General features: G+C 47.5%; 15 protein-coding genes. All 15 read right to left on the bottom strand.

Annotated features, from left to right (window positions below; genetic code table 11):
* Positions 1-11: 11 nt before the first annotated feature.
* The 15 genes from VIM72_RS13990 to VIM72_RS14060 all read right to left on the bottom strand — a co-directional run bounded on the left by VIM72_RS13990 (position 12) and on the right by VIM72_RS14060 (position 22,234).
* The gene (locus VIM72_RS13990; protein WP_332003440.1) at positions 12-1,211 is read right to left on the bottom strand and encodes an efflux RND transporter periplasmic adaptor subunit; all 1,200 of its coding nucleotides are present in this window, start codon (positions 1,209-1,211) and stop codon (positions 12-14) included.
* Positions 1,189-2,442 carry a TolC family protein gene (locus tag VIM72_RS13995; RefSeq protein ID WP_332003441.1) on the bottom strand — a complete coding sequence of 418 codons (1,254 nt, stop codon included), beginning with the start codon at positions 2,440-2,442 and terminating at the stop codon, positions 1,189-1,191. The genes VIM72_RS13990 and VIM72_RS13995 overlap by 23 nt, the downstream gene beginning before the upstream one ends.
* The gene (locus VIM72_RS14000) at positions 2,426-4,360 is read right to left on the bottom strand and encodes an efflux RND transporter permease subunit (protein WP_332003442.1); all 1,935 of its coding nucleotides are present in this window, start codon (positions 4,358-4,360) and stop codon (positions 2,426-2,428) included. Before VIM72_RS14000 ends, VIM72_RS13995 begins: the two co-directional genes overlap by 17 nt.
* Before the next feature lie 2 nt (positions 4,361-4,362).
* Positions 4,363-5,652: an efflux RND transporter permease subunit gene (locus tag VIM72_RS14005; protein ID WP_332003443.1), complete on the bottom strand. Its 1,290-nt coding sequence runs from the start codon at positions 5,650-5,652 to the stop codon at positions 4,363-4,365.
* A gap of 163 nt (positions 5,653-5,815) precedes the next feature.
* Positions 5,816-6,214 (bottom strand): HYC_CC_PP family protein, encoded by a 399-nt coding sequence (locus VIM72_RS14010; RefSeq protein WP_332003444.1) that lies wholly within the window; start codon positions 6,212-6,214, stop codon positions 5,816-5,818.
* Between the two features lie 139 nt (positions 6,215-6,353).
* Positions 6,354-7,718 (bottom strand): hypothetical protein, encoded by a 1,365-nt coding sequence (locus tag VIM72_RS14015; RefSeq protein ID WP_332003445.1) that lies wholly within the window; start codon positions 7,716-7,718, stop codon positions 6,354-6,356.
* A 296-nt stretch (positions 7,719-8,014) separates the two neighbouring features.
* Positions 8,015-8,227: a heavy-metal-associated domain-containing protein gene (locus tag VIM72_RS14020; RefSeq protein ID WP_332003446.1), complete on the bottom strand. Its 213-nt coding sequence runs from the start codon at positions 8,225-8,227 to the stop codon at positions 8,015-8,017.
* 106 nt (positions 8,228-8,333) lie between these two features.
* Positions 8,334-9,386, bottom strand: a complete 1,053-nt coding sequence (locus tag VIM72_RS14025; protein ID WP_332003447.1) for an iron-sulfur cluster-binding domain-containing protein — start codon at positions 9,384-9,386, stop codon at positions 8,334-8,336.
* Positions 9,387-9,411: 25 nt separating this feature from the next.
* Entirely contained in the window at positions 9,412-11,685 is a 2,274-nt protein-coding gene (locus VIM72_RS14030) for a heavy metal translocating P-type ATPase (protein WP_332003448.1), read from the bottom strand.
* A 77-nt stretch (positions 11,686-11,762) separates the two neighbouring features.
* Positions 11,763-12,317, bottom strand: coding sequence for a helix-turn-helix transcriptional regulator (locus VIM72_RS14035; protein ID WP_332003449.1), 555 nt, complete (start codon positions 12,315-12,317; stop codon positions 11,763-11,765).
* A 187-nt stretch (positions 12,318-12,504) separates the two neighbouring features.
* Positions 12,505-14,094 carry a tetratricopeptide repeat-containing sensor histidine kinase gene (locus VIM72_RS14040; protein ID WP_332003450.1) on the bottom strand — a complete coding sequence of 530 codons (1,590 nt, stop codon included), beginning with the start codon at positions 14,092-14,094 and terminating at the stop codon, positions 12,505-12,507.
* Positions 14,095-14,646: 552 nt separating this feature from the next.
* The gene (locus tag VIM72_RS14045) at positions 14,647-15,804 is read right to left on the bottom strand and encodes a glycoside hydrolase family 130 protein (protein ID WP_332003451.1); all 1,158 of its coding nucleotides are present in this window, start codon (positions 15,802-15,804) and stop codon (positions 14,647-14,649) included.
* Positions 15,805-15,897: 93 nt separating this feature from the next.
* Complete coding sequence (locus tag VIM72_RS14050; RefSeq protein ID WP_332003452.1) at positions 15,898-17,547, bottom strand: RagB/SusD family nutrient uptake outer membrane protein; 1,650 nt, start codon at positions 17,545-17,547, stop codon at positions 15,898-15,900.
* A gap of 11 nt (positions 17,548-17,558) precedes the next feature.
* Complete coding sequence (locus tag VIM72_RS14055) at positions 17,559-20,894, bottom strand: TonB-dependent receptor (RefSeq protein WP_332003453.1); 3,336 nt, start codon at positions 20,892-20,894, stop codon at positions 17,559-17,561.
* Positions 20,895-21,091: 197 nt separating this feature from the next.
* Complete coding sequence (locus VIM72_RS14060) at positions 21,092-22,234, bottom strand: FecR domain-containing protein (protein WP_332003454.1); 1,143 nt, start codon at positions 22,232-22,234, stop codon at positions 21,092-21,094.
* Between the last annotated feature and the right edge of the window lie 38 nt (positions 22,235-22,272).

Genomic DNA, 22,272 nt, shown 5'->3' on the forward strand with positions numbered 1-22,272 from the left:
ATTGTTGCAGTTTAGTTATTGATTTTAATGAAGCTCTCGCTATCCACCAGGTAAGCAGCGTTGGAGGCTACTTTCCAGTCGCCGATGTTGGTGGTTACCTGTATCATATCTTTAGCCACTACGCCCGTTTCTACTGCAACGGGAACATATACATCCTTCTCCCTTCTGAACAGCATCGATTTATTACCCAGCCGCCATACCGCTTTTTTAGGCAGCCACCAGCCGTTGGTATACACAATTGGAACATTTGCATACAGTAGTTGTCCCACCTGGAAATGATCATCGGCCAGGTATACCCTTGCCAGCGTAAAGTTCACTCCCCCCCGGAATACCGGCTCAATTAAACCGATGGCGCCAGCCTGCATGGCATTGTCATCGGTTGTGGGGTAGAATAATAATGGCTGCCCGGGTTTAATGCCGGCTGCTAACCGGGATGGAAAGGCAAATTCAGCCACCAGGGATTGGGCCTGGTAAATGGTAAAAAGCGATTGCCCGGCGTTTACATACTGGCCTTCACGCAGAAGTACAGGAGTAGCCGCAGGTGCAGCCGGAGCCGGGGATGTTGCGGTCGTGGAGGCGCCGGCTCCCATGCCTGCCATACCATCACCGCCAGGGGCAGGCGCTGAAGCCGGGAGCGCGACAGCCGTACCAACTGCTGATTTTTCCAGTATATAACCATCGCTGTTGCTGTAAACAGGGATGCGGTAAAGGACATTGCCTGTTCTCAGCACCTGGTCAATCTGGCCCGGCTGCATGCCAAGCAGCTGTAACCGCTGCCTTGCCCCGGGCAGCATATCCGGGCTGCTATGCGCTACGTATAGGAGTTCCCGTTGGGCTGCCGCCAGGCCCGGGGAGTATACTTCCATGATCAACTGTCCTTTTTTTACCGGCTGATAATTATATTTTATCAGCAACCGCTCTACGCGTCCTCCAACCCGGCTGGAGATACTGGTCTGATTACGGGTATCATAAGTAACAACCCCATTTACTTCCGAAGCATAGATCCGCATACCGCTTTCTGCGCTGATAGCGGGAATGGTGGCGAGCACCTGTGCATTCACCGGTTTTGTAAGGCTGGCCATACTGCTGTCCATCGCCAGCTCATTATGCCCGGCATGATCAGTTTTACCTGTTTTATTTTTACAGGCAGCCAGTCCGGATAAAACCAGGAGCATACCGGGTAACATTTTAACGATATAACTGTTTCTCATAATCCACTATCATTTCATAGAGTTTTAATTTCTCATCCAGTACATCAGACTGCATCATGGTGAGTGCTTCCCAGGAGTCGATCACATTAGATAAAGCCAGTTTGTTTTCCTGGTAATTCAGGAAGTTGGCATCCAGGGTTTGCCGTAGTGCAGGAATGATTTTTTCTTCCATCGCTTTAATGCGCTTTTGCATAGACTGTATTTCATACTGCATACCATACAGCATTCCCTGTGTTTCCTGCAGCATAGCGGCTCTTTCCTTTTCCATGGCCTGCACATTATACTGCATGGCTTTGATGCCTGATTTATACATCCTGGACGACCAGGGCGCAATCGGGATACTGATCATACCCATGGCGCTGAAAGCATTGGGCATCATTTTATCGAGCGGATACATGTGATCAAACCTTGCTTTGAAATCAGGTTTCTTTTCCCGTTTCATGCTTTCAATATTCAGCTGCATGGAGCGGATGTTTTCATCCATTTTTATTACATCCTTTCTTGCAGTAGCAAGAGAAGCGGTATCATAAGAGAAGGCTGGTTCAAATACCGGCTGGTAAGCAGTGTCTATATCAAATACCTGGCTGCCCGGTGCGTTCATCAGGCTGTTGAGCCAGGACCGGGCTTTTGCAATGGTACCTTCCTGCATACGGATCATGTTATGGTTATCCTCAATCTTTGCATTGGCTTTAAATACGCCGCTGAGCTGAGATTGATTGTATGGATAGCGCACTTCTTCGATCTTCTTCATCGTTATCATGATCTTCTCATTCTCCTCTAATACAGCAATACGCTGTTGAGCAATGATCCAGTTAAAGTACAGGCGTTTAGCCTGCGCCTTCAGGTCATTCAGCGTGATATCCCTCGTGGCCCGCTCAATATTTCCCTGGGAAGCGATGTATTTTTTCCTGGCATTCAGCTTGGCCGGGTTAGGTATATCCTGTTCCAGTTGCAGCATCAGGCTGCCTTTATCCCTGTTGTCCATGATCGTTTGCCCGGGATATGGCGTCATAAATGTGCCCACGCCAACCATGGGCGCCATCCAGGCGGTGGCTGCATCTGCACTGTATTTATAACTTTCTGCTTTCAGACCGTATGTTTGTAACAGGATATTATTTTTATCCACTCTTTGCAGAATGGTATCCAGCGGTAATACCGGCGTTTGTTGGGCCGCCAGTTTTAACGGCGCCCAGAACGTTATGATCAGTATATATTTAGTGATGTACTTCATGAATCTCTATTTTTCCGTACTTGCGTAATTCATATTCCTTCGACAGTAAAAAGATCAGCGGCGTTACCAGTAAAATATGTGTGGAAGAAGTAAGCACACCGCCAATCATAGGCAGTACAATTGGTTGCATCACATCTGTACCTACGCCGGTGGCCCATAGAACAGGCACCAATCCAAACAGGGATACGCATACGGTCATGAGTTTGGGCCGTAAGCGCTTCGCAGCCCCGTGAATAACGGCCAGTTGCAGGTCCTCTTTAGTAATTGTTGCTGAAGAATTGCCTTTCTGCTTTACCAGCTGCTGCATGGCATCGTTCAGGTAAATCACCATCACGATCCCCGTTTCCACGGCTATGCCAAACAACGCGATAAAACCTACCGCTACTGCAACAGAAAGGTTCACTCCCCAGCAATAGATCATATAGGCGCCGCCAATCAATGCAAAAGGCACGGTAATGAGGCTCAGGAATGCTTCCCTTACAGAATTAAATGCAAAATACAGGGAGAAGAAAATGATGATGAGCACGATGGGGGCAATCCACATCAGTGTTTGCTGGCCACGGATCAGGTTTTCATACTGCCCGCTCCATTCCAGGTAATATCCTTGAGGGAGAATGCCTTTAGCCTTACTCATCTTTTCTATGGCTTCGCTCACAGTGCCGCCCAGATCGCGCCCGCGTACATTGAATAATACAGCGCCGCGCAGCATCGCGTTTTCAGAGGAGATCATGGGTGGCCCATCTACAAATTTCACATCGGCTACAGACGACAAAGGCACTTCACCAAACGTGGGCGACATCACCGGTATACGTTTAATGCGCTCCACGCTATTCCTGTAGTCCTGGGCTAACCTCACGCTGATGGAGAAACGTTGCCGGCCTTCCACGGTGTTGCCGATGGGAGCGCCACCCAGTGCAGATTCCACGGTCTGGTTCACGTCGTCTACGTTCAAACCATAACGCGCCAGGTCCTGCCGGCGAACATCCACATTTAAATACTTGCCGCCTGTAACCGGTTCCACATACAGGTCCATAATACCGGGAGTGCCTTCCAGGGCTTTTTTCACCCGCTCGGATACTGCCGCAATAGTATCGAGATGCTGACCATATACCTTTACCCCAACATCTGTACGAATACCGGTGGCCAGCATATTGATACGGTTGATAATAGGCTGGGTCCAGCCGTTTACAACGCCGGGTATCTGCAGCTTGCTATCCAGTTCATTGATGATGTCTTTCTTGGTTTTGCCTTCCCGCCATTGGGATTTGGGCTTCAGCATAATGATGGTTTCAATCATACTGATGGGCGAGTTATCGGTAGCAGTGCTGGCCCGCCCGGCTTTCCCCAGTACCTTATCTACTTCAGGAACGGATTTGATGATCTTGTCCTGTACCTGTAAAATACGCTTGGCTTCCCCGTTTGAAACGTCCGGTAAGGTAACCGGCATAAATAATATGCTTTGTTCATCCAGCGGCGGCATAAACTCACTCCCCAGGCTTTTCAGCAAAGGGATGGTAATAACCAGTGCGATCACATTAATAGCGATGGTTGTTTTACGCCATTTCAGTACGCCTTTTATAATGGGCTCATAAATTTTCTCCAGCACCCGGTTTACGGGGTTATCATGATCCGGCCTGAACCTGCCTTTCATAAAGAAAGAGATGAGCACGGGTGCAAGCGTTATCACCAAAAACGCATCCACGATCATGATAAAAGTTTTCGTATAGGCGAGCGGGTGAAACAGCTTACCTTCCTGGCCGCTAAGCATAAATACCGGCAGGAACGAGGTAATGATAATGACCGTTGCAAAAAATACCCCCCGGGATACCTGTTTGCTGGATTGTTCAATGATCTTTAACCGCTCTTCTTCTGATATCCATTGCGGCGTTTTCTTAAATATATTCTTCAGCCAGTTCATAGTTACTTGTTTTTTTGCTCATCCTGCCACTGCGCATACCGCTCTGCCAGGTGTTTATAGGCATTTTCGCTCATGATGATGCCGTTGTCTACAATAACGCCAATGGCCAGTGCAATACCGGTCAGCGACATAATGTTGGAAGAAATCCCAAAGGCGTTCAGGAGTATAAAGCTGGCTGCCAGCGTGATGGGGATCTGGATAATAATGCTAAGCGCGCTTCGCCAGTGGAACAGGAAGATGATCACCACAACAGATACCACTATCATCTCCTCTATAAGCGTATGTTTGATGGAGTCTACAGATTCCTTGATAAGCTCGCCCCGGTCGTACACAATATCAAACTTTACTCCCTGTGGAAATCCTTTGGCTACCTCCTCCATTTTTGCTTTCACTTTATCTATTACGGCTGCTGCATTTTCACCATAACGCATTACAACGATGCCGCCTACACGCTCGCCCTGCCCGTCCTGGTCGAAAATGCCCAGCCTGGTTTCTCCCGTCATTTGTACTGCGGCCACATCGGCCACACGGATAGGTATACTGTTCTGTGTTTTAACGGGAATGTTTTCTATCTCAGCAACCGACTTCAGGTAACCGGATGTTTTAATGATATAGCCTATGTCGCTCAGCTCAAATTTCCGCCCGCCGGATTCATTGTTATTTGCACGGATGGCGTTGATCACTTCTGCTACGGAGAGCTTATAATAAAGCAGTTTGTTAGGATCTACGGTAACCTGGTATTGCTTTTGAAAACCGCCAAAGGAGGCTATTTCACTCACCCCTTCTACATTCTGCAGGGCGAATTTTATGTACCAGTCCTGCAGGGCGCGCTGTTCTCCCAGGTCCATACCCGGTGCATCCAGCGTATACCAGAGGATATGTCCTACGCCGGTGCCATCAGGCCCCAGTTGCGGTGTAACCCCGGTTGGCAATGTCCTGGAAATGGTACTTAGTCTCTCCAGTACTCTTTCCCTGGCCCAGTAAATATCTACGTTATCATTAAAGATGATGTAGATGAAGCTCATGCCAAACATGGAAGTACCACGTACATACTTGATTTTGGGAAGCCCCTGTAAATTAGTCACCAGCGGATAGGTGACCTGGTCTTCGATCAGTTGAGGGCCACGGCCCATCCATTCTGTAAATACAATTACCTGGTTTTCGGAGAGATCGGGGATGGCGTCAATAGGGTTTTTCTTTACTGCAAAAATTCCCCAGGCAAACATAGCTGCCGCCATCACCAGTACGATAAACCGGTTGCGTAATGACCATTCTATAATACGATGTACCATATCTGTTCTTTTCTGTAATCAGCTGCAGCCGCAGCTATTGTATATTGTTGTATTTCTGGCATGAGACAGCCGTTACTGCGGGAGGCAGTACAGCATAAGCCATAGCGCTGGCTATGTTGCCAAAAAGATCAGGTAATTACCGGGTAGTAAACCGGGGCAGGAATCAGATAAGGAGGGTACAATGGAGGATATGGGGCGGCACTTTGCTGCTTCGGGGCGGCGCATTACCGGTGGGGTATTCCACCATCAAAGAAGCTGCATATACCTGTAGAAGCTCAAAAAAGGAAAGGGGAGCAGCCACTGCTGCCACCTGGATAAAATGAAAGGCATATTCAGCGGCTTTCTGGTCTTTTTCCAGCTTCACCGTTTTATGTTCATCCCTGCAACATTTTTTGGCGCATGCCTGGCAGGGTTTAGCAACGCACTTGCTGCATTTTTTTGCTTCCCCATGCCATAGCATCACTTCCACCAGCTTGCCCATACAGTAATGCATATGGAAGGTGGCGCCGGTAGAGGAGCTTACATAAAGAAGTGCTAATATGAGTGCAAGTGCCTTTTTCATTTCGTGGTAAAAATAGGGGTAACTCCTCCATTGAATGTTATATAATTTTGTGTTTGTTTTATATTTTAATGGGAGATGGAAACAAGGGCAGTTTCCTTAGCTTTTATCAGGTTCCCGGAATGTGTTTTCATATCAGGTATTATTTATGTTGCATATTCATTTTCATCAACCCTGGATAAAGTCTCAGGTAAACCTCCAAAGCCATAGGATTTTTTCCATACAACCCGTACAGCGAACGCTCATTAAAGAACACACTGAACTGTCCGCCCAAAGCAAGCCGCGTTTTTGCTATATTCAGCAGATCATAGCTGATGCCGGCAGTAAGCGCATTCACCGGAAAAATGGTTTCTTCTCCATACTTCACCGGGTCAAGGTCCAGTTCTTCCACTGATTTCTGCACCCATTCGTACCGGGTATATACCTCCGTCTTTTTCAAACGTAAAGCACCTTCCAGCAACACGGCATTCTCGCCGTTATGACCGGTAGTTTTATTCAGTCCCCATAGCGTTGTTACATTCACCCAGCGGTCATTTTCCAGCGGCAGGCTGAAAACAGCAGAAGCAGTGGTACGGTTAACGTTTTCATCCGGGTGCAATAACTCGGGGCTTTTGATATACCCGTGCGAAACCTGGAAAGCCCAGTGCTGTGAAGGATTGTATGATAATCGGCCGCTCCAGGAATCGAACCGCATTTTGTCGAAATCATACCTGTTCTCATCCGGCTCCCTGCCGGTAAAAAGAGAGCCTTCCAGCTTGAACCTGTCTAATCTTACGCCAAGTGTAGCCACCCCGAAAGTGATATGGGTGCCATCATTCCAGTGATGACTGATGGGGGCATCAGGATTTGAAAGCGCAGAGGGCCGGTGCATAAATGCCACAGAGCCAATGGCCGGCTCCCCGGGATAACCAAAGTAAATAAACGCATCCACTTTCCTGGAAAAAGCGTAGGTATAACTGACAGACAGCTCAGAAAAAAGGTCATGCGGATGCTGCCTGTCCACCAACGGCTTGTTATGCCAGCTTTCGCCGGACTGGAATAACAACGGGTATCCTGCGCCGCCTTCCGTAAGCCTGTCGAGGGAAATCATCACATTATAATGAAACAACCCTTTGCTGCCCACCTTACGCTGCGCCATCAGCATAAACCAGTTGGGTGCATCCAGCCTGCTGTTGCCCCTGCTTCCTTTATTGCCCGCATCCTGGTTGGTGTACCGCAGGAACAGGTTGCCATGTACCATATACATCCACTTTTTTGAATGCAGCATATAGCCGTACATTGGAGAAGCATCCGGCAGCCAACCGGTGCCGGAGCCATTCCTGTTCATAGGCAGATGAAGCGAAAAAGCATGGCTCATCGGGATATCTCCTTCTTCCTGCATTGCACTATCTTTTATCGGCTTACCTGATCTGCCTGTATCTTTTTTGTTCATATGATGTTCATGTTGCGCATGCACAACAAGCGCTACTAACAGCAGTATGGTTACAGATAGTATGAGCTTCTTCATATTCCGGGGTATTATCTGACAGCTGTCATAAATATCATACCAGCACTGGTCATTAATGCAGCGGTCCGGCTGTAATGGCCTGGTTGAAAGGAAATTAAAACCCGCAAGAATGTATGTGGCAGCTTATTGGGCATAGTAAAAAGGGGAAGGCTATCTACGAAGTGGGATGTTATAATAGCTGAGATTGGTAAGGATATAAATAGCCCGGTAGTTAACCAGCAGTGAACAGAAAATTGATCCACTGTTTTTGCTGATTAACTACCGGGCTGTGTGTTTAAAATAATGACGGTATTAATTTAGGCTACTGCTTCTGCTTTATACCCTGCCTTTTCGATGGCCTGCTGTATTTGCTCTTTTCCTGCCTTATCTGTAGAAACGACCAATAATTTATCCGGGCTGAGAAGATCTACTTCCCAGTTATCCTGACCAGCTACTTCATTTAATACCGGCGTAACGGCAGCGATACAACCTGAACATTTAATATTTGTTTTGAACTGAACTGTTTCCATGTTTATTTCTTTAAAAGTTAAATTATTTTGATTTGATGATGTAAAGTTACTGCGGGTACGGATGTTGCATCTTATACTATTGCCTGTAACTTTTATATAATTATTATCAGTCAATTTCCACGGTTACATCGTTGGTTAGCGGATAGCTCTGGCAAAGCAGGATAAGCCCCGCTTCCAGGTCCGGTTTCCTCAGTGCATAATTGCAGACCATGCTCACCTTCCCGGATGTTAGCCTGGCAGCGCATATTCCACAGGTACCTGATTTGCAGGAGTAGGGGAGCGGGATTTTATCCTCGAGAGCGGCCGCCAGGATAGATTTCCCGGGATGCACCTCCAGCAGGTTGGACTGTTCAAAAAAATGCAGCAATACTTCCTGCATATTTTCCGGTATGGAAGTATCGCCTGCTTCCTGCTCCGGCGCAAACCACTCCATGTAAATGTTATCGTCCTGTACCTGCTGACTGGTGAGCATATCCCTATACATCTTCATTAATTCAACAGGCCCGCAGAGAAAGTAATGAGCAGTGTCCATCGCATCTCCTACAATTAATTTGATAAGTTTCCTCGCAACGAGTTTATTGATCCTTCCTTTAATGAAGTCAGGAGATGTAGCATCAGTATCTTCTGCCTGCGATATAGCATGGTGGATATTTACCCGCCCCTGATGCCGGGCCGCCCATTCTTCCATCGTTTTGCGGAAAATGATCTCTTCTTTGGTGCGACTGGAATAAATAAGCGTAACGGCAGTATGTTGGGATCGGTGGATGATTGAACGGGCTATGGAAAACAGCGGTGAAATACCGCTGCCGCCGGCCAGTAGTACAACATGATCTTTATGGTAAGTGTCCTGCGCTGGCGTAAATGAACCAAAGGGGCCTGATACCTGCCAATACTGAATCCGGCTGGCGTTATCAGTAATATAACTGCTCATCAGGCCTCCCGGCACTTTTTTAACAGTTATAGATGGCCTGGCATCTTTGTCAGGCAATGAGCTTAGGGAATAAGACCGGGTAACAGGGGCGCCATTGATTTCAAGTGTAATATTAATGAACTGCCCTGCTTTATATTGAAAAGGATGCCCGTTTGTATTAAATACTATCGTTACAACATTATTGGTTTCATGGATAATTGCTGCAGTGCTCCATATCTGTGAACTCATTCTTCGTACATTTTTATTTTCCGTATTATAACTTTGCCGCTTTCAGTCGCAGGCTGTTGCTCACTACGCTCACAGAGCTGAGGGCCATGGCGGCGCCGGCAATCATGGGATCCAGCAGGAACCCGTTTACCGGGAATAATACACCGGCGGCAATGGGGATACCGATCACATTGTATATAAAGGCCCAGAAAAGATTCTGTTTAATGGTGCTCACCGTTTTGGTAGAAAGCCTGAGCGCTTTTGGAATGCTGTTAAGATCGGAAGTGATCAGCGTCATTTTAGCAACGTCCATGGCTATATCGGAGCCTTTGCCCATCGCAATGCTTACATCGGCCTGGGCCAGGGCCTGGGAATCGTTAATACCGTCGCCCACCATGGCTACTACTTTGCCGGCCTGCTGCAGCTCTTTTACAAAGGCTGCCTTATAGGAGGGCAATACCTCCGCTTTATAGGTGGCTATGCCTATCTCTCTTGCTACGGCTGCGGCAGTATGCTCATTATCGCCTGTAAGCATATATACTGCAATTCCATCACGTTGTAATGACTGGATAGCCTGCCTCGAAGTTTCTTTTATTTTATCTGCAATAGCAATAATGGCAAGCAGTTCTTTGGTATCAGCAAAATAAATAACTGTTTTGGCTTCTTCCTGTAAACCCGCTGCCTGTGCGGCCAACCTGTTGTTTATAATAATATGGTTTGCTTCCAGTAAACGTTTATTACCCACAAAATAGGTCTGCCCGTTATAAGTGCCTGTTACGCCTTGCCCGGTAATACTTTCAAAACCTTTTAACGCTACCGGTCCTATGCCGGCGGCCGATAAGTATCCTGTTACAGCTTCTGCCAGCGGATGTTCCGACTGGTATTCCAGCGCAAATAATACAGATTGCAGTACCTGTTGATCTGTTTCTACGCTGTTCCAGTTGATGTCGGTAACTAGCGGTTTGCCTTCGGTAATGGTACCGGTTTTATCCAGTATCACAGCATCTACCTTATGCGCAAGCTCCAGGCTTTCTGCATCCTTAATAAGAATGTTGTTTTCCGCTCCTTTGCCCACGCCCACCATAATGGCTGTGGGCGTAGCCAGGCCAAGCGCGCAGGGGCAGGCTATAACCAGCACGGTAACGGAAGTCAGTAAGGCATGGGTAAAAGCATTATCTCCACCCAATACCATCCAGGAAATAAAAGTCAGGATAGCAATGCCAATTACTACGGGCACGAATATCCCGGCGATCCTGTCTACCAGTTTCTGTACCGGGGCCTTACTGCCCTGGGCTTCCTGCACCATTTTGATGATCTGCGCCAGGAGTGTATCTGTACCTACTTTTTCTGCAATAAAACGGAAACTGCCTTTCTGGTTGATGGTACCTGCAAACACGCTATCGCCTTCTTTCTTGGCAACAGGTACCGGCTCGCCTGTGATCATGCTTTCATCTACATAAGATTCGCCGGCAGCCAGCTTACCATCTACAGGGATCTTTTCACCGGGTTTTACCAGCAGCAGGTCGCCTGCTTTAACGGCCGCAATGGGCACTTCACTGGTATTGCCGCCGGGGCCAACCAGCAACACTGTTTTAGGTTGCAGCCCGATGAGTTTTTTTATGGCAGAAGAAGTATTGGATTTGGCTTTCTCTTCCAGTAGTTTACCCAGTGAGATGAAGGCGATTACAACGGCAGCGGCCTCAAAGTAAACATGCGGATGCAAACCACGCTGGTGCCAAAACTGGGGATATATGGTATTAAATGCACTGAAAAGCCAGGCTATGCCGGTACTGAGCGCTACCAGTGTATCCATATTGGCTTTCCTGTGCCTGGCCTGCTTCCAGGCATTCACAAAAAAGCTGCGGCCCAGGACGAACACCACCGGGGTGGCCAATGCCATCATGATCCAGTTGCCATATGGCATATTCATAAAGAACATACCAATGATGACCACCGGCAGCGATAGTACGGATGACCAGACCGTTCTTCTTTTTATTTCCTGGTAATGCCTTCGCCGGGCTTCTTCTTTAACTTCTTCCTGGTTTTCTTTTTCAATCAGCAGATCATAACCTATAGAGCGGATAGCATTTTGCAGGTCTTCAGGTGTAACGCTTTCATGGTTATATTGTACCCAGGCGGTTTGATTGGCAAAATTAACACCGGCGTCTTCTACACCGGGCACTGATTTCAACATCGATTCCACGCTTACAGCGCAGGCTGCACACGTCATTTCCAATACGGGAAAGGTTTCTTTTATACTTGCTGTTTTTTTCTTTCTGACAGCAGTTGTTTCCTGCTGTGCTGATATAGCTGTAGACATATTTCCTGATTTTTTACAAAGCTACACCGGGCGGGAGGCTGGGATGTTATACTATTACCTGTGAATTGTATATAATTTTAAGACCGGGGATCCTGACCATGGGAAAGGGATAGCTTGGTTTTGCGGATATTTTTGAAATACGAGGGATTCAGGCCTGTAGTGGATTTAAACTGGCGCGATAAATGCGCTGCGCTGCTGAATCCTAATTTAAATGCAATATCTGCCAGGGTTTCATCGGTATAAACCAATAGCTCCTTGGTTTTTTCTATCCGGTATTCCATGATGTATTTTTCCAGGGTCACATCTTCAGCGGCTGAAAAAATACTGCTCGCGGTATTATAGTCTTTATGCAGCTTGCTTACTACCAGGTCGGAGAAACGGAAATTATCAGGGAAATCATAATTGCCTGAATACACTTGTTCAATCAGTGATTTTATATCGCGTACAAGCCTGGTCTTTTTGTCTTCCAGCAGCGTAAACCCCAGCGCTGCCAGTTTTTTACTGAGCATGGCAATATCCGGGGCCGATAAAGCGGATATAGTAGTAACTTCTCCGAGACGGATGTTCACCACGGCGATATCCAGCTCCCGGAACACTTCCCGGATGGCCAGGATACATCTGTCGCAGACCATTCCTTTTATTAAAATCCTATAATTATTCAGCATAAGACCTGGTTATTTGAACTTATGCAAAGATTAGGTAAGCCATGAGAGATGCTGTTATACAATTATGGGGAAGATTTACATAATTATCAGCAGTGGTTGGCGGGTGATAAAATGCTTCCTCTGGTTGAATTACCTGTGTTACTATCTTGCAGGATCAAATTATAATGTTTACAGGTAGTTCCACAAAAAAAGTGGTTCCTTTACCCGGATCACTTTCATACCAGATGCGGCCATTGTGCGCTTCTACGATCTGCTTTGAGATAGCCAATCCCAGTCCGAAGGAGTGCTCCCCGGCTGTACCTTTCCTTTTAGCCCGTGTGAACATATCAAATATCTCTTCCTTCATCTCCGGGGGGATGCCAATGCCATTATCTGCTACCGAAATGATAATTATATCCGGCTTAACTTGCAGGCGTACTAAAATTTCTGCGCCTGTAGCGCTGAATTTGATCGCATTGGTAATCAGGTTACTCACCACCCTCCATATTTTTTCCCTGCTTACATACACTATCGCAGGCTCTGCCTGCAACTGGATCTGCTGTGCTTTCGCCGCTGCTTTAAAATGTAGCAATTCTACGCAGTAATGCAGCAAATTCCGGATATCCACTGATTCCCTCTTTAACTCTTCCGCACGGTTATGTATCTGCAACAGGTCACTGACCAGCTCCAGTGAATGCTCACATGAGGTCCTCATCATTTCAAGCATATTCTTGTCTTCCATTGACCGGCCCGGATCCGCCAGCATCAGGTCTGCAAGAGAAAGTGATGCGCCAATCGGATTACGCAGGTCATGGGCAACGATCTTCATCATCCGGGTATTATCAGTTTGGCTCTGTTCCAGTGAATTGAGCGCTTTTTGCATGTGATTGTTCTTTTCAGATATTCGCCCGTTTAACAAACGGGTGGTCCGGAACTGCCATAGTATTAAAGCTAATAATACGAAGGTGACGCTAAATGCTGCCATCAGCAACCATATTTTGGTTTGTTTATTCCGGTTGCTGATTTCCAGAAATTTGTTGTCATCTTCTATTGCGGTATACCTGACATAATCCCCGATGAACTTCTTCAGATTTTCGTTCTCCGTAGTCAGTACCGATGAGATCAGATGTTGTATATGGCTGGTATCTGCTTTATTGCTGGATAACCTGGTAAATTCCAATATTGCTTTTAATACCGGAACTTTAACACTGGAAAACCCCATTTCCTCTATCAGTTGGTAGGCTTGCTTATAATAATGAACAACACTATCCGGTATATCGTTGTAATAATTGGCATACAGCCCATATGCATTTATCTCAAAATATTCCATCCCGGTGCTCACAGACCTGGACAGGGACTCACTAATCAGGGGCAGCGCTTCCTGTCTTTGCCCCTGTTTAAGCATATAGTCAGCTTGTTCCTGCATTGACAAAACCATCATCGCCTCATCTTTGTAGCGGTCTGCGATTTCCCTGGATTTGTGGAGATAATATCCTACGCTGTCTGCAGAAAGGGACGGATTATTGATACAATAATTGATATATAGCAAGCTCACAATACTATCCTGCTTCAAATGGGCGACTGCCTGAAGGGCGTACCGGGAAAATATTACAGCTTTTTTAGTGTCTCCCATCGTTTTATAGGCAGTGGCTATATTGCTCAGTACCTGCCCTGCATTAGCTGAGTCAGACTGCGCCTGGTAGGCAATTAGTACCTTACTATATAATTCCAACGATTCTTTAAACAAACCTTTCAGCAAAAGCATTGTCGCAATAACGTTATCTGCATCAGTTATCCCTTTACGATAATGCAGTCTGCTCGCAATACGCTTGGCTTTCATCGCATAATAGAAGCTGCTGTCAAGATCTTTTAAATGATATAGCAATCCAATCTGATTCAGATTATCGATCAACGCGATGCTGTCTTTAATAAAAGGCCATTCTTCCTTTTTTTGTTTAATAAGCGTTGATTGAGCATGAACTATGTTTAGAGAGAGACAGCATAACTGTACCCAGATAATATGAATAATCAATTTCTGTTTAAACATATACTTTAGGTCAAAGTAGCGACAGGATATGGATATTGCCGTTTTGATATTCTGGTATTAATTGATAAACATAATAAATTCAAGGGCAGGTTACCGGACAGGCCCTGTATAAATTCAGCTCATTGCCATAAGCTATAAGGGATTATGCTTGTCAACAATATACAAATAAATCTGCCAAATGGAAAACCTGATGTGGCCGGACGGCCACCTTCGCCAACCATGTTTAGAACGGCGCTCCCCTTCAGGGGGAGCACCTGTTTATAAGTATCCTTAACGGCCGGTATCCTCCACAGGATCAGGGTCTGCCGGGTGTTTTGGGTCATAAATGGCTACTCCCACCCTGGAGTCGGCACAGCCGTAATAGAGGTGCCATTTCTGTTTAAACCATACCAGCCCTTCTATAAAAACAGTTCCGCTTGCATACTGTCCCCGTTTCTCGAAAGCTTCACGGGGCCTGAAAAATGGCTCATCGAGCCGCGCTATCAGTTTGGTGGGGTCGTTTTTGTCAAACAACATCTGGCCGGCGCTGTAGGTGCCTGCCGCCAAACGTTTATCGCCTTTGGTGTTACTGTTCCGGCCATTGTATAACAGCACAATGCCCTTATCGGTAAGCAGGGCAGGAGGGCCGCATTCGGTCATATCGCTATCAAAATAATCTTTTCGGGGAGAGGCCAGGATCAGCAATTCGCCTTTATCGTCAACTAAAGGGCGCCAGTCGGTAAGATTGGTTGAGGTGGCTGCATACACATGCCGCTCGCCCCAATACATGAAGTACTGCCCGTTTACCCTGGCAATCACCTGCTTATTACCCTTCACCTGCGTGAGAATGGAGGCTGATTTGGTTGCCATGTTGAAGAACTTACCGTTATAGGCGTCCTGGAAAACAGGCCCGTGCTTGGTCCAATGCACCAGGTCTTTTGACGTGGCTGCCGCCAAACGCGGTACCTTACGGTTCCACTGGGTATACAGCATCACATAAGTACCATCTTCAGTGATGGCTATTCGCGGATCTTCACAGCCACCAGGCCAGTCAAATGCTTTTTGATCATCCTCCGCCGGGAAAAAAACAGGTTCTTTTTTCCGTTTGAAATGCAGTCCGTCCTTGCTTTCGGCATAGCCAAGGCGTGATGTACGGCTACCGATCTTTATACCGGTGTTATCTTCCGCCCGGTAAAGCACCACTATTTTACCTTCTTTAACAGCAGCTCCGGGGTTAAAGGTATCGTTGATCTCCCATTTTATGACCGACTTGCTCATCGGGTCGGTGAACTCGGTAGTGGTGTCCGGTGAAATGATAGGATTCTTCCCGGGTGGTCTTACAAAACCTCCCAAAGCCCAATCCGGCAGGGGAGAGGCCGACTGTGCAAATGTTACCTGAACAATAAAAAACGATAGGAAAAGAATGCTGCTGAAATATCTTTTGATCATGATTGAGTCTTTATACTTTTTGAATCAAAGGCCGGTATAAGAGAAAATGGTCCGCGGATCTGTAAGCGATCCGCGGACATGCAAAATACCTGGTCAGTAACCGGCATTCTGCGGGTACTTATCACCGGTAATGGTCCGGTCTATCTGGCTTTGAGGTATTGGCCGCAGCAGATGCTTGTCTTTAATATTCACCCCGGCATCCGGGTTATGTAATTTTACACGCTCTATCAGTTTCTTTGTTCTCACCAGGTCCAGCCAGCGGGTTTGTTCTCCGGCTAACTCACGCGCTCTTTCGTCCAGGATATAATCCAGCGTTACATCAGCTGGCGTAATAGCCATGGCTGCTGCATTCCCGGTGGGAAATGCGGCCCGCGCACGTACCGCATTAATATATAGGGCGGCGCTGGCGTTGTCGCCAATATTGAAAGCTGCTTCCGCCGCCAGCAGGTAAGTTTCTGCCAGGCGGTAGGCAATTACCGGTCTTACTGATGGATCATTAATACCCGCCCTTTTAGTATCCTGGTATTTGAGCATGGTCGGAAATAACTGCAGGGTATACTTCCGGGGCGGTACCAGCAGGTAGCGTGTTGCGTTAATCTCCGCATCGCTCACATCAACTCCGGGCATAAAAATAGCGGTGTCGCCAAGCGCATATTTGGGAACACCATTTACTTTCGGGATTTTATCGGCGGAATTGGATAGCCATACCGACTGGAACGTTTTATAATACCTGGTATCGTTTGTTTTATCAGCAAAGCAGGTGTCGCTCATCCAGCGGGTGGGCTGTACACGCGCAAACGGGCGCCCATAGGCCATAGAGCGAACCAGGCCGGGGAAGTTTTCATATCCCATTACATAGTGAAAATTTAATTCGCTGCTGTTGTTGTTATAGGTAAGATTGGTAGTATGTTGTACACTCCACAGCACTTCCTTGCTGCCCTCGTTGCCCTCGGCATATACGGAAGCAAAATCAGGCAGCAGGCCAAGACCTAAGCCTGCGCTGTTATCGATCAGGCCTTTTGCAGTAGCATAGGCATTCTGGAAATCATCGGATTGTTTAGCATCAGAGTAAGCCCTGGTGAGATATACTTTTGCCAGCAGGTGCGATGCCGCCGCCGCAGTGGCTTTACCTGGCAATACGCCGTTTTGCACAGGACTTGGTGGCAATCCGGCAATGGCGTCTTTTAAATCCTGGATAATAAAGTTGTAAACATCCGCAAGAGGCGCCCTGGTAGCGCTGGTGCTGGGCTCTGTGATAAAATGGGTGTTAAGCGTAACAGGGCCCCAGAAACGGACCAGCAGGAAATAGTAATTGGCGCGCAGGAATTTTGCTTCAGCCACTTTCTGCTTCACAGTGTTAGGATCAAGGCCGGTTACCACCGGTCCGTTGTCAATGATACCATTGCAGTTGTTGATGAAGGTGTAACAGGCATTCCAGATGCCAGACACCCAGCCGCTGCTGGCGTCGAAGCTGCTGGAATAAATATTGAAATCATTATTACCGCCGCCGCCGGATTTGAATTCATCGGTGCCGGGCACGGTCATGGTCATAAAGTTTTCAGTTCCCCATATATTCCGGTTACCGGCATACGCGGCATCCAGGCCCGACTGAAAGCCCTGTGCAGTATTGAAATATTGTGGAATCAGCCCTGAATGAGGCTCTTCAATCAATTGTTTGTTACAGCTCAGACTTAAAAAAGCAATAGCTGCCAGTGGAATGGATTTATATATAATAGATCTCATCGTGATAGAAATTAAAATGTAACATTTAAACCAAACAGTATCGATTTATTCGGCGGTGTATCTACGCCCAGGGTGCCTGCGGATTCGGGGTCTACACCTGGAAACCGGTTGTGCAGCGGGGAGAATAAAATGATGGCGTCATTCAAACTGCTATACACCCGGAGCGCCTGTATACCGAGTTTACGGATCATCTGAGGCGGCAACGTGTAGCCAAGATTGATCGTCCTTATTTTAAGATAAGTGGCATCATAATAACCCAGGAGGTCGCCATAGGTGGGCGAGCCTACGTTAAAATTAGGTTTAGGATAGGTGTTTTCGTTATTATAAGGGGTCCAGTAATTAATGTTCAGGTTATTCATCTTCCCGTTTAGTGCATTTACGTTACTGCCGGGCTGAAGCCAGTAAGCGATCTGTGTGCCTCCCACGCGGTAGGTAGCTACCACGGTCAGATCCAGGCCACGATAACTAAAGCGGTTGGTGAAGCCACCGAAAAATTTTGGCTGCCGTGAGCCCACAATCGTACGGTCGTTCGAGTTAATTACACCATCGCCATTCAGGTCTGCTACTTTTATGGTACCGATCACAGAACCCGATCCCAGCATCGTGAGGTTCAGCTTCCTGGCCAGGGCCGAATCGGCTGCTGTATTTTGCCAGATACCCAGCCGTACATAGTTATAAAGCGCATTAATAGGAGCGCCTACAAACCGGTTATTACCGATGTCCTGGGTGACGCCGTTTTGCAACGCGGTAATTTTATTGCGGTTAAAGGTGATATTGAAATTGGTGGTCCAGCCAAAATCTTTCCGGCTTGCGGCCCTGATATTGACAGAAGCAATATTGATCTCCAGCCCTTTGTTTTCGGTTTTACCTACGTTGGCAAGGAACTGTGAAGTATAGCCCGTTGTAATGGGCAGGTTTTGTGGAAGAATAAGATCGCTGGTGCGTTGCTGATAAACATCCACTGATCCGCTGAGGCGGTCGTTAAACAGGCTGAAGTCGACGGCCATGTTCAGCGTTGCTGTGTATTCCCAGCCCAGGTTGGGATTGGGCACATTATTAGGATAAGTGCCGGTAACGTTGGAGGAACCGTAATTGTAATTGATGGATGCCAGTCCCCCCAGTGTCTGGTAAGGATTTACGGCCGCATTTCCTACTGTTCCGTAGCCGGCGCGCAACTTCAGGTTTGATATGGCTGGAATGTTTTTCATGAAATCTTCCCGGGTGATGTTCCAGCCAACGGCTGCCGATGGGAACACATGATACTTATTCCCCGGCGCCAGCGTAGAAGAACCGTCGGATCTCATGGTGAGGGTTAACAGGTATTTGCTGTTATAGTCGTAGTTAATACGTCCCATAAAGGAAACGATGTTGAACTTCGAATAACTGCCCTCTCCTTTGAGATTGGCGCCCAGTGCAGGGTTGAAATACTGGATATAATCTGCCAGGATATTGTTGTAGCTGAAGGTGGTAGATGATTTATAATCCTCCTGGTAGCTAAACAGGCCGGTAGCCGTTAAGTGATGATTTTTGGCAAACGTATTTTCATACACCAGCAGGTTTTCCAGCGTATAATCATAGTAATCGTAATTGGTATTTTTTGCAGTGGAAGGACCGCTCAGGTTCTGATAAGTGGCGCTGCCATAAAACTCGCCATAAGTTTCCGGAGTAATTTCCACGCCCCCGTTAAAACGGTATTTAAGGTGCGGCGTAATCTGTGCTTCTGCATATGCAGTGGTAAAGGTATTATACCGGGAACGTTTCTGGACCACTGCGCCAGGCTTCAGGTTGGCCAGGGGATTATAAGTTAAGGAGCCGCCTCCCGGGAATGGAATGAGGTTGCCTTTTTCGTCGTAGGGAACGGTAAGCGGGCTGGATGTAAGCGCCTGGGCCACCGGGTTGATGCTTTCCCCGTTAATTTTACTCACCGTATTCATCGAGCTGATGCCCACTTTAAATATTTTTCCCAGTTGCTGGTCAATACTTGCTTTGAAGCTATAACGCCTGAACGATTGACCGGGAAACAAACCGGTTTCGTCATAAAAACCAGCGGAAACCGCATATTTGGTGGAGGCTGTACCGCCGGACAAGCCCAGCTGGTGATTGGTTTTAAACCCGTTCTTAAAAATCAGCTTTTGCCAGTCGGTAGCAGTGCCGTTTTTTATACCGGCCAGTTCAGCAGGCAGGAAGGTGATCCCATCTGTATAGAACTTAGGATCATCTATTCCATTATATGGATTGGGAGTACCAATGGTATTCGGATTGTTTGCATTGTAATAGCCCCATTTTTTGTAGGTTTCATAGGCTTTGGGATCCATCACATCATAGTAACCAAGCGGGCTTACCACGCCGGCATAACCACTGTAAGTAACTACCGGCGCACCTGTTTTGCCCCGTTTGGTGGTGATCAGTATGACTCCGTTGGCGCCTCTTGAACCATAAATAGCAGTAGCGGAAGCGTCTTTTAATATTTGCACGGCTACTACATCATCCTGGTTAAGGTCATTAATATAGGTGCCGTTGAAGGGTATGCCGTCTACAACATACAATACGTCGTTGGTGGCGCCCAGGGAACGCTGCCCCCGGATAGAGATGGAGGGAGTGGCCCCCGGGTGACTGTTACCGCCGGCTTTTTGTATGTCGAGCCCCGGCGCCTGGCTTTGCAGCGCGCTTACCAGGTTGCTTGCCGGCACGCTTTTCAGCGCTTCTTCATCTATAGAGGCGATAGAGCCGGTAACATCCGCTTTCTTTTGTGAACCATAACCCACCACGATCACCTCGTTCAAAGCCGATGGCTTTTCTGCCAGGGTTACATTGATCACCGTTTGATCATTCACCGCTATTTCCTGGCTGATAAAGCCAACCGAGCGGAATACCAGGATGGCAGATCTATCCGGCACTAAAATGCTGTACTTACCATCGCCATCTGCAATGGCGCCGGTGGCGGCGCCTTTAACGGTGACCGATACCCCGGGAACAGGCGAGCCTTTACTGTCGTTTACCTGCCCGGTTATCCTGATGTCTGCCACGGGTGCGGCATGTGTTTCCGGTACCGGGGTCTTGCGGCTGATCACTACGTTGTTCTGAGTGATCACGTATACTACGGGCTGGTCTTTGAAACATTGATCCAGCACTGCTTTCAGCGAGGCATTGGTAACTGTGACGGAAACTTTCCTGGTTTCCTCCAGTACACTGGGATTGTATAAAAAGTTAAACCCCGTTTGCAACCTTATCTGTGTAAATATTTCTTCGAGGGATGCATTTTTAACTTTCAGATTAATCGATTGAGCGTATGTTGCCGCTCTGACCTGCAATACGGTTGCAAGTAATAGCACTAGTGTAAGTTTCATAACTGAGGAATATTTAAAGAGCGCATAGGATACCCCTGCACAGATATGTATTTGGGATATCGTACAAATAAATGTTTGGTTTTATAAACTGGCTGGCATGTTAGTTAGCTATTCCATGACAGGTGCCACTGAGGCTTGGGCCCGGTGCGTCGCGCGCCACACGGGGCTTTAAGTAATAGCAATGCAGCGTAAAGATGTTACGGCATAATGGTTACCCTCCTTCCCTCAATTTTAAATTTTAAGCTTTTGGTTAATTCGATGGTCTTTAATAGATCTTCCAGTTTTTCGTAACGGGAAACGGTTCCGCCAAGACGCTGCTGCTTTACATCGCCCTGGTAGGTAACGTCTACATCATACCAGCGTGCGATGGTTCTCATAACGCTTTCGATGCTCTCATTCTTAAAAAGGAAATAGCCGTTTTTCCAGGCAATAGCATCGTTGGGATTTATTTCATTGATGTGGAACGCTTTATCAGTCGCCAAAGTAGCCTGTTGCCCGGGTTTAAGTAATACCTGGTTGTTATTGGCAGATAATTTAATGGAGCCTTGCAGTAACGTAGTTTGTGTGATGGGTTCATCGGCATAGGCATTCACATTAAAACTTGTTCCCAGCACCAGTACCTCCGCATCTTTAATCTTTACTTTGAATGGCCGGGCAGCATTGCCCGCTACTTCAAAATAAGCCTCCCCGTTCACCTCTACAAGTCTTTCCGGACCTGTAAAAGCCGTGGGGTAACGCAGTGTGGAAGCTGCGTTCAGCCACACCTGCGTGCCGTCCGGGAGCATGACCCGGAACTGGCTGCCCCGGGGAGTTGCCAGCGTATTATATTCAACGGCGGCGGGGGCGCTTTGGGCATCATATTTTAACTGGCCGCCCTGTTGATGGATAGCGGTTGCGCCCTGCCTGATCACCTGGTTGCCGGTGCTGTCCAATGTGATGGCAGATCCATCTGATAAGGTCAGGATGGCCTTGTTGGAGCCTGGTATTATATGGGCGACAGGCGGCTGCACTGCCGGGTGTTTGGCCGGCCGTTGCAGCCATAAATATGCCCCGGCTATGAGAGCAAGTATGGCGGCTGCGGCAGCCCATTGATAACGCCGGGGCCTGATGGTGCGTACAGGAGCCGTTTCCTGGTGGAGACGCTGCATGATCAGTTGCCTGATCCCTTCATCCGGTGTTCCTTCATAGGCTCCTGCCACCAGTTCCCCGTAGACCGTTTCGTCCAGTAGCTGCGCACAGGCCGGGTCTTCCAGCGCAACCGTCAGCCGCTGGCGCTCTTCCGGCGAGATCCTGTCATCCAGGTATTTTTCCAGTAGATCCTTGAATTCTTCGATGTGCATATACTATAAAGACGCATCAATGTAAAAAGAGGGTTGGT

The sequence above is a fragment of the Chitinophaga sp. genome, assembly GCF_036569185.1.
GTDB lineage: Bacteria > Bacteroidota > Bacteroidia > Chitinophagales > Chitinophagaceae > Chitinophaga.